The following is a 14,133-nucleotide window of genomic DNA, read 5'->3' on the forward strand; positions in this document are numbered from 1 at the left end:
TTGCGCCAACGATCAGAGACGGGACATCTGATGTTCAGGTCCGGTGTGCCTCACGTGCGCCTCACACGCGGCCGGCGGCGCTCGCCCACGCGGAGAGGAAGTCGGCTGTCCGCGACAGGGAGCGCATGTCCGCGAGCTCATCGCCGCGGGTCGGCCCGTCGGTGTCGATGACGACGAGCGCGCCGCGCTTCGCGGCCGCCCGGACGAACCGCAGCCCGCTCATGACAGCCAGGGACGACCCCAGCACGACGAGCGCATCGGCCTGCTCGACCATGCCCAGCGCGGTGTCCACGACTCCCCGATCGACCGTCTCTCCGAAGAACACGAGGTCGGGCTTGAGCAGTCCACCGCACACCGGGCAGTCGCGCACCCGGAAGCCGCGCGTCTGCTCGAGCTCCGCATCGCCGTCGGGCGCGACCTCGATCTCGCGCGGATCGACGTCGATCCGGTCGAGGAAGCCCGGATTGAGGCGCGTGAGCTCGTCCTGCATCCACTGCCGGGAGTTCGTGCGGTCGCAGGAGAGGCACACGATGCGGTCGAGCCGACCGTGGAGCTCCACCACGTTCTGCACTCCGGCCAGCCGGTCGAGTCCGTCGACGTTCTGCGTGATGGTGCCCGCGAGCCCCAGGGCGGCGAGCGAGCGGTGGCCCGCGTTCGGCTCCGCCCACACGATCCGGTCCCAGCCCACCCAGCTGCGCGCCCAGTAGCGCGAGCGCTGGAGCGGTCCGGCGAGGAACGCCTGATAGGTCATCGGTGAGCGGGGCGCGGCGTCCGGGCCGCGATAGTCCGGGATGCCCGACGCGGTGCTCATCCCCGCACCGGCGAGCGCGACGGTCCGCTCGGCGCCCACAGCCAGCAGCCGCTCGATGACCTCCGCATCCGTGTGCGACGGAGCGGCGGGGCGCTCACGCCCCCGCAGAGGGTCCCGGATCACAGCCATGCAGTCACCTTCTCACGCCCGTCCCGCGCTCGTGCCGATTCCCGCGCCGTGCCAGCACCCCCTCCATGTCGCAGGACTGCAACCGCTCCCACCCCGGGCGCGCCCGCGCATGCCGTACGCTTTCTGCGACAGCCCTGCTGGGGCATCGCCCGCAGCACATCAGCACACCGTCCGCGAGGAGCCCTCCGTGTCGTCGTTCAATGTGGTCCTCCTGCTGATCCTGGGGGTCATCGCGGTCGCACTCGTGGTCGCAGCGATCGTCCTCATCATCCTCCTCGTGCGCCGCTCCAAGGAGTCGAGCAGGCGACACCAGCAGTCCGCCGCCCAGCCGCCGCGGGACCCCTTCGCCCCCGACTCCTCGACCGCAGGCGACCCGCGCACGCTGAAGGCCGGCGACCTCCTGCAGTTCGGCGACGACAAGGCCTGGATCCGCGGATCGCTGCGCTACCGCGAGGGCATGTACGTCTGGGCCGAGCACTTCTTCCAGGCCGACACCCACTCCGTGCGCCAGTGGCTCTCCGTCGAGGAGGACCCGCTGCTGCAGATGGCCGTCTGGCGGGACCGCCCCGACGTGCAGCTGGAGCCGGGACCCCGGCGCCTCGTCGTCGACGGCATCACCTTCACATTCTCAGAACGCGGCACCGCGTCCTTCCGCGGAGAGGGCACGACGGGCCTCCCGCCGCACGGCACCTCGGAGTACGCCGACTACGAATCCTCGGACGGAACCCTCCTGGGCTTCGAGCGGTTCGGCAACGGCCGCTGGGAGGTCTCGATGGGGCGTCCGCTGCCGGTCGGCTCCTTCACGATCTACCCGGGAGGCGGCATATGAGTGCGGGAGCGACCGCTGCTGCGACGACGACCGCCGCTGCGCTGACGATCGCGGACATCGACGCGCCCTTCCACGATGCGCGCTCCGATCAGCTGACGTACTCGCTGGTCGAACCGCGGATCACACCGCTGGCCACCGCCTCGGCCGACGTGCAGGTGACAGCCCCTGACGGCACGACGCGCTCCCTCCGGGTCGAGCTCGGGGTGCTGGGCACCTCGCACCAGGTGACGGTGACGCTGCCGGAGGACCACCGCGCCCGAGGCCGTGTCCTGGTCCGCGAGACCCTCGCCTGCCTCTCCGCGGACGCCCGCGGCGCTGCCGCAGAGTCGGACTCTGATGCTGACGCAGGCTCTGATCCTGGCGCAGACTCTGGTGCTGACGCTGGCGCAGGCACAGCCGGCCCGGTGCCCCCGCACCGGCGAAGCAAGCTCGCAACCGGGACGATCGACGTCGCACACACCGTGCACGAGCCCGCCGACCTGTCGGGCGACGTGGCAGCGGCCCTGGCGAGCGCCTCGGCGATGGAGGTGTCGTGCGCAGCCGGCTTCCCCGGCGACCCGGACGCCCTCACGATCCTCGGCTGCGACGCGGATGACGAGGCGCTCGTCTGGCGGACGTGGCACAGCTACCCGCAGGCCGGCGAGATCGTGGAGACCCGCACCCGATTCGTCCCGGGGGCCACGCGATGAGCGCCCAGCACGGGCCCTCGACCCGATCCCTCGCGATCGCCCTGATCGTGGTCATCATCGCGCTCATGATCGTGTTCGGGATGTTCACATCGCTCCTCCCGCAGTCGAGCAGCACGGCATCCCAGCAGTGCGGCGACTACTCACTCGTCGACGGCCGGTACGACCACACGCCCGGGTCCGGGGAGTACGAGTCGCAGGGCGACGGCACGTACGTCTACGTCGGGTGCTCCAGCAGCGGCGGCGACCGCTCGAACGGGGGCGGGGGCGGGTTCTTCATCTTCGGCAACCCGGGCGACGGCAGCCGCTACGGCTCCGGATCCGGCAACCGCGGCGGCGGCAGCGGCTTCGGGAAGTAGCCCCGCTCTCGCCGGCCTCAGCACCCAGCACACCGACAGTCCCCCACCAGCCACCCACCAGTCGACAAGGAAACCCATGTTCCTCTCCCTCCTCGCCGAATCCGGCATCGTCCTGGCCTATGCAGGGGTCGGATCGGTCCTCATGCTCATCGGCTACTTCGTCGTCGACCTCGTCACGCCCGGGAAGCTCCATGAGCTCCTGTGGCAGGAGCGGTCGAAGAACGCGGCGATCCTCGTGGGCTCCAGCCTGCTCGCCGTCGCGATCGTCGTGGCGACGGCGATCCGGGCGAGCGCCGACGACTTCGTCCTCGGCCTGCTGACCACGTTCGTCTTCGGCCTGCTGGGCATCGTGCTCCAGGCGCTCAGCTTCCTGGCGATCAACCTCCTGACACCGGGCTCTCACGCCCAGATGGTCCACGAGGAGAACATCCACCCGGCCGCTGCCGTCTCCGCCGCCGCCTACATCGGCATCTCGCTCATCATGGCCTCCGCGATCCTGTGACCGCCGTGCGGGATGCGGCGGAGGAGCCGGAGGATCCCTCCTCCGCAGACCCTCTCGCCGTACGACCGGGGATCGCCCGGTTCGCCGTCATGCTCGCGGTGTTCCTGTGCGCGGCGTGCGGGATGGTCTACGAACTGGCGCTCGTCGCGCTGGGGTCGTATCTGCTGGGCAACACGATCGTCCAGGCGTCGATCGTCCTGTCCGTCATGGTCTTCGCGATGGGCGTCGGATCCTTCGCGGCGAAGGGCCTGGTGCGCTGGCCCGCCGTCAGCTTCGCGCTCGTCGAGGCCGCGCTGGGGCTGGTCGGCGGCCTGTCCGTCCTGAGCCTCTACCTGGCATTCGCGTTCCTCGACGCGTACACGGTCGCGATGGTGGTGGCGGCGTTCGTGATCGGCGCTCTGATCGGCGCGGAGATACCCCTGCTCATGGAGATCCTCCAGCGCATCCGCGCGCAGCGGGCGTCCAGTGCCGTCGCTGACCTCTTCTCGTTCGACTACGTGGGCGGGCTTGTGGGCGGACTGGCGTTCCCGTTCCTCCTGCTGCCGCTGCTGGGGCTCCCCCACGGGGCGCTGGCCGTGGGTGCGGTCAACGCGATCACCGGCGTCGGGGTGGTCCTCTGGGTGTATCGCGGCACGCTCACCCGGCGGCTGAAGGTGTGGCTGTCCGTGCTGCTGGTCGCGGTCCTCGCCGTGCTGGGGGTCGCGTGGGCCGCGACGGACACGATCGAGATCACCGGGCAGCAGAGCATCTACCGGGACACGGTGACCCACTCGGAGCGCTCCGACTACCAGCAGATCGTCCTCACGCGGGACCACCGCACCGATGACCTGCGGATGTTCCTGAACGGCGACCTGCAGTTCTCGTCGACCGACGAGCACAGGTACCACGAGTCCCTCGTCCACCCCGCGATGAATGGCCCGCGTGAGGACGTGCTGATCCTGGGCGGCGGCGACGGGATGGCCGCGCGTGAGGTGCTCGAGTACGACGATGTCGATGCGGTCACGCTCGTCGACCTGGACCCCGCCGTCGTCGAGCTCGCGCAGTCGGACGAGCGCATCAGCGCGCTCAACGAGGGCTCCCTGTCCGATCCGCGGGTGACCACGATCGCCGCGGACGCCTTCGCGTGGCTGCGCGGCGAAGCGGCGGCCGACGCCTACGACACGATCATCATCGACCTCCCCGATCCGGACGATGCGGCGACGGCGAAGCTCTACACCGTGGAGTTCTACGGGCTCGTCGCTCGTGCGCTGGCGCCGGAGGGGCGGACGGTGATCCAGGCCGGATCGCCCTACTTCGCGCCGGAGGCGTACTGGGGCGTCGCGGAATCCGTCCGCCGAGCCGGCCTCGCCGTCACCCCCTACCACGTCGACGTCCCCAGCTTTGGCGACTGGGGCTTCCTCCTCGCGGGGGCATCGGGAGAGGGTGCGCCGGCAGAGGGAGAGTCGGCAGAAGGAGAGTCGGGTGAGAGCTCACCCGCAGACCGCGCTTCCGGCACGGAAGCCGACCCCGGCGGCCCGCCACTGGGTCTCCCCGAGGACGCCCCGGACGACCTCACCTACGCCACGGAGCCGGTCATCGACGCCGCAGCCGTCTTCCCTCCGGATCGGGCCCGCGCATCCGTCGGAGAGCCGCAGGCCTCGACCCTGCTGCACCCGTACGTCATCGACCAGCACCGCAGGGCGTGGGTGGCGTACTGACCGCAGATCGTGGGCAATCCTTCGCTCGTGGGTCGCGCGGAAGCGGGTCAGCCACTCGACACGGCGGAGCGGGGGCCGTCCGTGCACGGCCCCCGCTCCGCCTCACCGGCCGCTGCTCACCGGTGTTCAGACCGCGATCTGCGAGGTCTCGCCCAGAGAGTGCCAGGCCCTGCTGTGGTAGACGAGGGGCGGTTCCACCGGAGCATCAGGTTCGGTATGCCGACCCCCGATCTCCTCCCCCTCGACCATGAACAGGGTCCCACCCGCAGCCGGCAGGGTTCCGGTGATGCGACCTCGGATCCACGCGGCGGCATTGGTGAAGAGGGGCTCTCCGGTCGGCAGCCGTCGCCAGAGGCTCGTGTCCGCGAACCGATCGATGCCGCTCGTGGCACCTAACTGCGCGAGATCGAGCTGACGTGAGCTCAGCAGGTGGACGACAACCGTATCCGCGCGCAGCAGAGTCGGCGTGCTCGACGACCGTGCGGACGCGGAGAAGGCGACCGTCGGCGGATCCGCATCCACCGAGCAGACGGAGGTGGCAGTCATCGCGACCGGGCCTTCGCCCGCATCAGCCGTGACGAGCGCGACTCCCGCGGGATGATTGCGAAAGGCAGTGACGAACTGCTGTGTGAGTGCATTCATGACGTGCTCCTCTCGTAGGAACGCAATCGGATAGTGGTCTGTCGGCTCAGACTGCAGCGCCGACCGGCGCGTCCACGCGAGTGGCGACCTCGGTGGCGAGCAGCCGCATCGACTCCTGCTCGTACACCTCGTGCGCCGGGTTGGAACCATCGAGCATCGTCGTGAGCAGGGTGCCGAACGGTGCCCTCTCCCGGATCTCAGCGATTCGCCGTGCGACTGTTTCCGGCGACCCGAGGATCACCATGTCCTCGATGAGGTCATCGACGGTGACGTCCGCATCGTCCTTACCGGTGCCATTCATGACGGCACCTGCGCCGAGCCCGTAGAACAGGTTCCAGAGGTAGTGGAAGTAGTGGAAGTTCGGGCCGGCCGGGTCGAAGGCCCTTTCACGTGCCTCTTCGTCGGTGGGCGCGACGAGGACGTTGCGCGCCACCCGCCAGTTCTCACCGGTCGGCTCCTCCCCGCGCTCGCCATAGCCTTCGACGATCTTGTCCCAGTGGGAATACACGGTCGAGAGGGGAACGAAGTTGGCTGACATCGGGATCCAGCCCTGCACGATGGCCTGCTTCACACTGTTCGACGCCGGAGACATCGCGGTCGCGGCGATCGGCGGGTGGGGACGCTGGAACGGCTTGATGGGTTGGCCGATGCTCAGCTCCGCATTCACCGTCTCATCGATGGAGAACGGGTAGTGCTTGCCGGTGAAGTGGAATGGCGCCGTGCCAGTCCACAGCTCCTTGATGATCGAGACCGACTCGATCATGCGCTCGTTGCGCTCCTGGCCGTCCATGACGCCGAAGGCTTCCCAATCACTTGCCAGACCGCCCTGGCCGACGCCCCAGATGAAGCGGCCGCGCGCCATGTTGTCGAACTGCGCGACAGTCGCGGCGGCCATCGCAGGGTGGTACATCGGCAGCGCAGTCACTCCACTGCCCAGCGTGATGTTCTTCGTCCGGTGGATGACGGAGGCCATGAGCATGAGGGGTGAAGCGACGGGCTCCGTCGCGCACGTCTGGTGCTCGCCGATGAACGCCTCCGAGTAGCCGAGCTCGTCTGCCAGGACAATCCTGTTCGCATCTGATTCGTAGGCGTCGGCCAGTGAGACGTCAGCGGGGTGGATAGGCATTCCGAAGAGTCCGAGTTTCATGATCCCTGCGCCTTTCGTGGGGTCGGAATTAGTGCTCTGTGGGCTGGGCCCGTGGAGGGCCCAGCCGCTGCGTAGACCTCGTGCCCGTCTTTGAGCCGAGATCCACTGTGTGAGGCAGCTGAGCGGGACGTCGCCGCCCCGTCTCTGTGGTGCATCTCACTGCGAGCCTACGAATCGCATTCGCTGTTCGCGCCCGGGTGTTCAGAAGATGAACAGTCGCGTTCAGTGATGACGATCCGTCGACAGCGTGATCGATGAGTGAAGACGTGCAGTGCGGCGGAGAAACGTCAGAGAAAGACGTCAGAGTCGGTAGCGACGAATGCGCGCATACAGAGTGCCTCGGGACAGGCCCAGGCGCTCCGCCGCGTCAGACTTGTTCCCCTCGCACTCCCGGAGCACAGAGGCGATGACACTGCGCTCCGCCTCCTCGAGAAGGGTGAGCGAACCTTCGTCACCGCCGGGTCGTCCTGTCTCGAGCGACTCGGCGCGCGGAATGTCGAACACCGCCGAGGCACCGTCGACCCACGTTCCCTTCGTCACCGGCACGACCTGCACCCGGTGACCGGTGGGCAGAACCATTTCCTTAGCAGCCACGGACAGCGTCGACAGTGACTCCCACAGTTCGCGACGATTGACGGATGCGAGCTGAGGAGTCAGCGCGTCCTCGGCGATGAGGGTGTGTTCATCGAATGTCGCAACAGCGTTGGGCACGTGGGAGGTGAGACGTCGGTGCGCGTCGGCCAACCGCAGCGGACGGGGCGGAGTGGCCCGGATCAGCTCGCTCCGGATCTGGGAGACGATGAGCTTGAGCGCGATCGCGACATGTGAGTGCGATGCCTTGAGATGCCCGGTCACGTTGACGACTCCGCACACTTCCGAGGTGACCGGGTGCAGCACTGGGCTGGCAGCGCACACGAGCTCGAAGAACCTCTCGTCGTCGTGGTCGGCACCTCGGACCAACGATGAGGTGCCCAGCCGGAGAGCCGTCCCGATGTCGTTCCTGCCCGCCACGTCGGTGTCGAGCTCCGCACCAGCGCCCAATGACAGTGAGCGGATCTCACGCTCGATCCGTGGGTCCGACGACCACTCGACGGAGACGAGGCCCTTCTCATCCGCGAACGCGACCCAGCTCGTGGTGACCTCGAGCTCACTGCGATTCCGTTCGAGCACGCGCAGCACGATGCGGCGCAGCGGTTCCCCACGTGCCGCCGATTCCTGTCCCATACGACCTCCACAGCGCGCCTTTGCGTGAATGCGATCATAATCCTCACCTGTGCGGACCGATCGTGGTGTACAGATTCTGCACACCGTCATAGCGGATGCGCACGGAGTGCGGCATCGACACCTGCGGGAATCGGTTCTCAGCTCGTTCAGGTCGAACCCGGGTTCACCATCAGGATCGTCGATGCGCTCGGTGCACGACTGGCGCAGACAGCCACGCGACCGCCCCCATCACGGGTGCTCGCGGATCCAGTCGATCACGGACCCCGCCACCACGTCCGGCTCCTGCTCCGGCAGCCAGTGGGAGGCGCCGGGGATCTCCACGAAGCGGTAGTCGCCCTCGACGTACTGGCCGGTGAGCTCCGCTGCGCCGCGTGTGAATGCCAGGTCCTCGCTGCCCCACACGTAGAGGGTGGGAACGGTGACCGGCCCGTCCTCCGGGCGCGCTCCGCCATACGCCAGGTAGTACGCGAGTGCGGCTTTCAGGGCCCCGGGCTGGGAGAACCGGTCGATGTACGACTGGACCCGGTCCTCGGCGAAGGTCCCGTCGTAGAGCGCGGCGAGCTTCGCGCCGCCGTCCGCGAGCATCCGCTCCTCGACTCCTGCGGGGTCCTTGCGGATCCGCCGCATGTAGTGCATCCGCTCGTACTGGTCCGGGTCCTCCGCGATGCGGGTCGCGTGCGCGACCGGATGCGCCGTCGACACCGAGGTGAACGTGGCGAGCGCCTCCGGGTGCTGCGCCGCATACGACCAGCCCAGCACGCCGCCCCAGTCGTGGCCCACCAGGTGGAAGCGGTCGAGGCCCCATGCGCGGCGGAGCCCGTCGAGGTCGTCGAGGAGCCGGTCGAGGGCGTAGTCGGCGACGTCCTCGGGTCGCGCGCCCGGCGAGTACCCGCGCTGGTCGTAGGCGATGACGTCGATGCCGGCCGCGGCCAGCTGCCGCGCCGTGTCCTCCCAGCAGGCCGCGAACTGCGGCCACCCGTGGACCAGCACCGCGACGGGGCGGTCTGCCGCATCTCCCGTCGCCGGCACGCGGAAGCCGTCGAAGACCAGCCCGTCCAGGTCGGTCGTGAATGTCTCGCCGCCCAGTCGTGCGGCGATGGACTTGTTGTCGTACGGGCTGCCGACGTGCGTGTCCACACGTACCGCACCGTCTGTGTGATCTGCGTCTCCCATGGCTCCACAGTAGGCGGTAGCGTGGAGGTATGGCTCGCATCCTGCTCATCCATCATTCGCCGACGGAGTCCACGCGGGGCATCGCCGATGCCGCGCTGAGTGCTGCGCAGATCCCCGACCTCGCGGAGCTGGGCGACCTGGAGCTGGTCGAGGTCGCGGCTCTGGAGCCGGACATCGACCAGGTGCTGGCCGCCGACGCCTACGTCCTGGGCACCACCGCGAACTTCGGCTACATCTCCGGCGCGCTCAAGCACTTCTTCGACACCGTCTACGACCATGTCCGCGAGCAGACGGCGGGTCGGCCGTTCTCGTACTGGATCCACGGCGGCTACGACACGACGGGTGCGGAGAAGGCGATGGAGGCGATCACCACCGGGATCGGGTGGAAGCTCTCCCACGACCCCGTCGTCTGGACCGGCGCGGTCGAGGACTCCCACCTCGAGCAGGTGCAGGAGATGACCGCGACGGTCATGGCATCAGCCCTGGAGTGACGCTCTCACTGGAGTGGCCTTCACGCTGGAATGGGCTTCGCGCTGGAATGGCCTTCACGCTGGAATGGGCTTCGCGCTGCAGTGACCCTCACCGCAGCACGACGGTGCGCCCTCCCTGCATGATGACGCGGTGCTCGGCGTGCATCCTGACGGCGTCGGTCAATGCCGCGACCTCCGCGTCCTGGCCGTGCCGCTGCAGGTCCGCGGGACTGTAGGAGTGGTCGACGGGAGCGACCCGCTGCGTGATGATCGGCCCCTCGTCCAGGTCGCTGGTGACGTAGTGGGCGGTCGCCCCGACCATCTTGACGCCGCGCTCGAATGCCTGGTGGTAGGGCTTGGCGCCCTTGAAGCTGGGCAGGAAGGAGTGGTGGATGTTGATGCAGCGGCCGCTCAGCTCCTCCGTGAGCCCCTCCGACAGGACCTGCATGTAGCGGGCGAGCACCACGAGCTCCGCGCCGGTCTCCTCGACGATCTCCAGGAGGCGCCCCTCGGCCTGCGGCTTGGTGTCGCGGGTGACGGGCACGTGGTGGAACGGGACGCCGTGCCATTCCACGAGCGACCGGTGGTCCTCATGGTTCGAGACCACCGCGGCGATGTCCACGGGGAGATGACCGGACTGCGCCCGGTAGAGCAGGTCGCGCAGGCAGTGCACCCACTTCGACACCATGAGGACGACCGGCATGCGACGTGCGAGGGGCCACAGGCGAAGCGTCATCCCGAACTCATTCGCGATGACGTCCAGGTCTGCGCTCAGGGCGGATTCCGCATCGTGCCCCTCGCCTCCAGCCGGCGCGGCGGGCACCGTGAAGGTGAAGCGGGCGAAGAAGGTGCCGTGGACGGCGTCCTCGAAGGTCTTCGATTCCGTCACGTTGCATCCGTGCTCGCTCAGGACGCGGCTCACCCCTGCGACGATGCCGGGACGGTCATCGCAGTGGAGGGTGAGGACGTAGGAGCCGGTCGCCGCATCCGGGGAGACCGTGTCGTGGGAAGTCATGGAGACATTCAAGCATCCCGGGTCCTCTCGCTCATCAGGGCCTGGAGCCTTCTCGCCCGTCGGGGGCCGGTTCGCCCTTCAGCGGGGGCTGGACTAGACTGGCTCCCGGCTTCCCACGCGGCGTCATCTTGCGAACTCCCCCAGGGCCGAAAGGCAGCAAGGGTAAGTGAGCTCTGGCGGGTGCGTGGGAAGTCCTTTACGTTCCGTTGAGGAGCCGTTCCGTTGAGGAGCCGTTCCAGCGAGGAGTCGATGATGACAGAAGCCACTCCGGGCACGTCCACGGATGCGTCCGTCCGCCTGCCCGCGGAGCAGATCCCCATCGGAGTCGAGCGGAAGATCGGGTCGCACACGGTGACAGAGGACGAGGTGCTCGCCTTCGGCCGCGACTGGGACCCCCAGTACTTCCACGTGGACGCGGCTGCGGCGGAGGAATCGGACTTCGGCGGTCTCATCGCCAGCGGCATCCACACTCTTGCCGTCTTCCAGCGGCTCAGTGTCGAGACGGTGCTCAGCGGCTTCGACATCATCGCGGGCAAGCAGCTGCGCTCCGTGCGGTTCCTGCGGCCCGTCCGGCCTGGCGACACACTCACCGGCTCGATGCGGGTGGAGGAGATGAGCCCGCCGAAGAACGGCCGAGCCGTCGGCGTCTCATCCGGAACACTCGTGAACCAGCACGGCAAGCAGGTCCTCGACGTCACGGTCGACTTCGTGGCCCGCGCCCAGGGCTGAGCGTCTCTTACCAGCGCTGAGCGTCTCTCACCAGGGCTGAACCTCCACGGCCAGCACTAAGCCTCGCTGACCAGCGCTGACCTTCGCGTTCAGCCCACCGGTCCGCACCGTCGGAATGCCCTCACCCGACCAGCTTCTCGCACCACGACTGGGCGAGCGCGCGCCACTGCGGCCTGAATGCATAGACGCCTACCAGTCGCAGTGCTGAGGCGCGCGTGTACGCCTCCAGGCGTGCTCCATCGGCCTCCAGCACCTCCGCCGCACGGTCGACAGCGGTCAGTGCGATATTCCGAGCCTGCTCCCCCAGCAGTCCCTGGTGATTGCGCAGTCGCATGTGGGCGATGAGGTTGCCGAGGTCCAATTCCGGCTCCGCGTACGCGAGCGTGTCGAAGTCGAGCAGTGACAGCGCGACGGTCTCCGGGTCGAACAGCATCTGTCCGTCGTGGAGGTCCCGGTGGCTGATGCCCAGTCCCCCGGTCCGCTTCCGCAGTGCTAACGCGACATCGTCCGCCGCCGCGAGGTAGTGCGTGCGCATCGACCGCCCCGCGCGGCTGTCGCACCAGCCCAGCGGGTCGTAGTCGGTGAGGTGGCGCGCCCAGGTCGCCACGACCTCGGCCTCGGCTCCTGCGTCGTGGACGTCAGCCTCCCCACCGGTCGACCGCACGAGGCGGGGCCAGTGCTCCAGCCAGGTCTCCCACATCACCTGCCAGGCAGTGAGGTCTGCGCGCACGGCCAGGTCCGCTACGGGCATTCCCGGGGCGGAGGAGAGGGTGAGAGAGTGCTGGTCGGTGCTCAGCACCTCGGGCGCGGCGAAGCCGGCCGCACGGGCCAGCCGACCGGCGGTCTCCGAGGCCTCCGCGACGCGCGCGACCTTCTTCGGCCGCAGGTGCTTCACGTAGACGACACCGCCGGGAGCATCGTCCGCGGTCTCGCGCACGACAGCGCGGCGGCCCGCGCGGTGGACGAGCAGCTCGCCGCCGGATCGCAGGCCGGGCAGACGCTCGTCGGTCGCGTGCGGCAGGAGGCGGACGCCGCCGTCGGCGGCACAGGTTCCGGCGCGCAGCCGGCCCGCGCCGTCACGGCCTTCGAACAGCTGGGCCCCGTCAGCGCTCGGCCAGGCACGTCCCACTGCGATGGTCCCATCGACGGTCTCCACCGAGTCCGGCAGAAGCGGTCGCGAGGTTCGGCGGGAGGCTCGGCGAGCGGCAGCGCCGGCTGCCGGTCGCGAGGCCGACTCGGGTCGTGCGACGTCCGTGGGCTGTGAGGCCGGCGTCGGTCGCGAGCCCTCACCCACGAGGTCCTCCGCACCCACGAGCTCAGCCGCGAGCGAGATCCGTCGCTCCACCTCGCCGACGTGATCCGGGGCAAGATCGCGCACGGGTTCGATGCAGCGCAGCAGCAGGTGGAGGGCGGTCCACACGTGGACATCGGACGGCGGGCTGCCGCCGGCGGACGCGTACGCGTCGAGGAACGGGTCGATCGTCGCGGCACGATCAGCGAGCAGCTCGACGGCCGCGAACGACCCCAGGTCGAAGCCGGGGGAACCCGCGCCCACGCGGTCGAAGTCGTTCAGGAGCACCTGATCGCCCGCAGGAGTCTGCTCGCCCGCGGGGATCTTGTCGTCAGCAGAGTCCCGGGCGTCCGCCAGCACCTTCTCCCCCACCAGTACCTGGTCCGTGGAGAAATCGCCGTGCAGGACGACCGTCGGGGCATCCGCGATCGAGCGCAGGACGGTGCGGGCCACGGCGTCGAAAGCGGTGATCAGCGCGGGGGCGAGCGAAACGATCGCATCGCGAGCACCTGCCACACGTGCTGCGGGGTCGACCTCGCACAGCGGGCCCGCACTCCCCAGGGCCAGGTCCACACGTCCGCGGTCCGCCGCATGCAGCGCGGCCAGCGCCTCCGCCGTCGCTGTGAGGAGGCGGGACGAGGCTGAACCTGCGCCGTCATCCCCACCCGCGCCGCCCTCCACACCAGTGCCACCGCCCACCCCACCCGCTGCCCCCAGCGCACGGGCCAGGTCTCCGCCGGGCATGACGGGGAAGATCTGGACTCCCGGAGCAGGTGCCGCGCACGGTTCGAGCACCGGCACCCCCTGCCCGGCGAGGTCCCGCAGGACCCGCACCACGGCCTCGTCAGCGGCATCGCCGTCGGGTGCGCTGACCTTGACGACGACCTCGCCCGCGGCCACGACCTCGCCGTCGACGCGCGGGGAGTCGACGATCTGCACGAGGCGCTTCCACGGGTTGTACGCCAGGACGTGGCCCCGCGGCGTCCCATCGCGGTGGAGGAGCCCGCGGACCGCACGCAGGCGGCGCCGCAGCCGCAGGTCGACCCCGATGGGGCCCGACAGCAGCGTGCAGTCGGGATGACGCGGCACGGTGGCGTCGACGAGGCCGATGCCCGACCGCTTCGCGGCGCGCCGCAGCTTCGAGATCTTGTCCCGCGCCTCGGGGTCGAACAGCACCAGCCAGCGCGGCGGGCCCTGTTCAGCGGGGACCACACGTGCGAAGAGCGAGTACCCCGGCTTGTACCGCAGGTGCTCGAGCCGGACATCGTCCCCGAGGATCTGCGCGAGCTCGCCGCCGGCCTCACGCTCGACCGCGGTGTCGCGCACCCATTCCATCGGAGCGGTCATGCGGTGGTCCCCCTTCGTATGCGAGCGTCCGGTCATACGTGAGCCGACGATGGCAGGTGAGCCGACGCTGGCGCGTGAGTCA

14 protein-coding genes and 1 other RNA gene are annotated in these 14,133 nt (G+C 69.2%); 8 read left to right on the top strand and 7 right to left on the bottom strand.

From position 1 onward, the window contains the following. Positions 1–61: 61 nt before the first annotated feature. The gene (locus tag FM105_RS07175; RefSeq protein ID WP_087006753.1) at positions 62–940 is read right to left on the bottom strand and encodes a Sir2 family NAD-dependent protein deacetylase; all 879 of its coding nucleotides are present in this window, start codon (positions 938–940) and stop codon (positions 62–64) included. Between the two features lie 187 nt (positions 941–1,127). Between FM105_RS07175 and FM105_RS07180 the strand changes: the two genes are divergently transcribed. From FM105_RS07180 to FM105_RS07200, 5 genes are all read left to right on the top strand, one after another. Then, a complete protein-coding gene (locus FM105_RS07180) occupies positions 1,128–1,769 on the top strand; it encodes a DUF4178 domain-containing protein (protein ID WP_256970280.1) in 642 nt (213 codons plus the stop codon). Then, entirely contained in the window at positions 1,766–2,458 is a 693-nt protein-coding gene (locus FM105_RS07185) for a DUF2617 family protein (RefSeq protein ID WP_087006757.1), read from the top strand. Before FM105_RS07180 ends, FM105_RS07185 begins: the two co-directional genes overlap by 4 nt. Continuing rightward, on the top strand, positions 2,455–2,814 hold the full coding sequence (locus FM105_RS07190) for a hypothetical protein (RefSeq protein WP_087006759.1): 360 nt from the start codon (positions 2,455–2,457) through the stop codon (positions 2,812–2,814). Before FM105_RS07185 ends, FM105_RS07190 begins: the two co-directional genes overlap by 4 nt. A gap of 76 nt (positions 2,815–2,890) precedes the next feature. Then, a complete protein-coding gene (locus FM105_RS07195; protein WP_087006761.1) occupies positions 2,891–3,316 on the top strand; it encodes a DUF350 domain-containing protein in 426 nt (141 codons plus the stop codon). Further along, positions 3,313–5,013, top strand: a complete 1,701-nt coding sequence (locus FM105_RS07200) for a polyamine aminopropyltransferase (RefSeq protein ID WP_256970281.1) — start codon at positions 3,313–3,315, stop codon at positions 5,011–5,013. The genes FM105_RS07195 and FM105_RS07200 overlap by 4 nt, the downstream gene beginning before the upstream one ends. Before the next feature lie 126 nt (positions 5,014–5,139). On the opposite strand, the gene FM105_RS07205 is transcribed toward FM105_RS07200, so the two are convergent. The 4 genes from FM105_RS07205 to FM105_RS07220 form a co-directional block, all read right to left on the bottom strand. Next, positions 5,140–5,655 (bottom strand): flavin reductase family protein, encoded by a 516-nt coding sequence (locus FM105_RS07205; RefSeq protein ID WP_087006763.1) that lies wholly within the window; start codon positions 5,653–5,655, stop codon positions 5,140–5,142. A gap of 46 nt (positions 5,656–5,701) precedes the next feature. Then, positions 5,702–6,802, bottom strand: a complete 1,101-nt coding sequence (locus tag FM105_RS07210) for an LLM class flavin-dependent oxidoreductase (RefSeq protein ID WP_087006765.1) — start codon at positions 6,800–6,802, stop codon at positions 5,702–5,704. 300 nt (positions 6,803–7,102) lie between these two features. Further along, positions 7,103–8,026: a helix-turn-helix domain-containing protein gene (locus FM105_RS07215; protein WP_179207109.1), complete on the bottom strand. Its 924-nt coding sequence runs from the start codon at positions 8,024–8,026 to the stop codon at positions 7,103–7,105. Between the two features lie 228 nt (positions 8,027–8,254). Continuing rightward, a complete protein-coding gene (locus tag FM105_RS07220) occupies positions 8,255–9,199 on the bottom strand; it encodes an alpha/beta fold hydrolase (protein ID WP_087006769.1) in 945 nt (314 codons plus the stop codon). A 29-nt stretch (positions 9,200–9,228) separates the two neighbouring features. On the opposite strand from FM105_RS07220, the gene FM105_RS07225 reads away from it, so the two are divergent. Next, positions 9,229–9,690 (top strand): flavodoxin family protein, encoded by a 462-nt coding sequence (locus FM105_RS07225; protein WP_087006771.1) that lies wholly within the window; start codon positions 9,229–9,231, stop codon positions 9,688–9,690. Between the two features lie 88 nt (positions 9,691–9,778). Here the strand turns inward: FM105_RS07225 and purU are convergent, their stop codons facing one another. Then, the gene (gene purU, locus FM105_RS07230; RefSeq protein ID WP_087006773.1) at positions 9,779–10,684 is read right to left on the bottom strand and encodes a formyltetrahydrofolate deformylase; all 906 of its coding nucleotides are present in this window, start codon (positions 10,682–10,684) and stop codon (positions 9,779–9,781) included. 104 nt (positions 10,685–10,788) lie between these two features. Here purU and ffs point away from each other — a divergent pair. Beyond that, positions 10,789–10,884: signal recognition particle sRNA small type (gene ffs, locus FM105_RS07235), an RNA gene on the top strand. Positions 10,885–10,936: 52 nt separating this feature from the next. Further along, positions 10,937–11,413, top strand: coding sequence for a MaoC/PaaZ C-terminal domain-containing protein (locus FM105_RS07240; protein ID WP_256970282.1), 477 nt, complete (start codon positions 10,937–10,939; stop codon positions 11,411–11,413). Positions 11,414–11,534: 121 nt separating this feature from the next. Here FM105_RS07240 and FM105_RS07245 read toward each other — a convergent pair whose 3' ends face one another. After that, positions 11,535–14,051, bottom strand: a complete 2,517-nt coding sequence (locus FM105_RS07245; RefSeq protein WP_143275845.1) for a phosphotransferase — start codon at positions 14,049–14,051, stop codon at positions 11,535–11,537. Positions 14,052–14,133 lie beyond the last annotated feature (82 nt).

Source organism: Brevibacterium yomogidense (assembly GCF_900163715.1).
Lineage (GTDB): Bacteria > Actinomycetota > Actinomycetes > Actinomycetales > Brevibacteriaceae > Brevibacterium > Brevibacterium yomogidense_A.

What these genes read in the sequence shown, in the direction of transcription:
- FM105_RS07220 (WP_087006769.1), bottom strand. Translation starts at nt 9,199, where the DNA reads ATGGGAGACGCAGATCACACAGACGGTGCGGTACGTGTGGACACGCAC.
- FM105_RS07185 (WP_087006757.1), top strand. Translation starts at nt 1,766, where the DNA reads ATGAGTGCGGGAGCGACCGCTGCTGCGACGACGACCGCCGCTGCGCTG.
- FM105_RS07190 (WP_087006759.1), top strand. Translation starts at nt 2,455, where the DNA reads ATGAGCGCCCAGCACGGGCCCTCGACCCGATCCCTCGCGATCGCCCTG.
- purU (WP_087006773.1), bottom strand. Translation starts at nt 10,684, where the DNA reads ATGACTTCCCACGACACGGTCTCCCCGGATGCGGCGACCGGCTCCTAC.
- FM105_RS07205 (WP_087006763.1), bottom strand. Translation starts at nt 5,655, where the DNA reads ATGAATGCACTCACACAGCAGTTCGTCACTGCCTTTCGCAATCATCCC.
- FM105_RS07225 (WP_087006771.1), top strand. Translation starts at nt 9,229, where the DNA reads ATGGCTCGCATCCTGCTCATCCATCATTCGCCGACGGAGTCCACGCGG.
- FM105_RS07240 (WP_256970282.1), top strand. Translation starts at nt 10,937, where the DNA reads ATGACAGAAGCCACTCCGGGCACGTCCACGGATGCGTCCGTCCGCCTG.
- FM105_RS07195 (WP_087006761.1), top strand. Translation starts at nt 2,891, where the DNA reads ATGTTCCTCTCCCTCCTCGCCGAATCCGGCATCGTCCTGGCCTATGCA.
- FM105_RS07210 (WP_087006765.1), bottom strand. Translation starts at nt 6,802, where the DNA reads ATGAAACTCGGACTCTTCGGAATGCCTATCCACCCCGCTGACGTCTCA.
- FM105_RS07175 (WP_087006753.1), bottom strand. Translation starts at nt 940, where the DNA reads ATGGCTGTGATCCGGGACCCTCTGCGGGGGCGTGAGCGCCCCGCCGCT.
- FM105_RS07215 (WP_179207109.1), bottom strand. Translation starts at nt 8,026, where the DNA reads ATGGGACAGGAATCGGCGGCACGTGGGGAACCGCTGCGCCGCATCGTG.
- FM105_RS07245 (WP_143275845.1), bottom strand. Translation starts at nt 14,051, where the DNA reads ATGACCGCTCCGATGGAATGGGTGCGCGACACCGCGGTCGAGCGTGAG.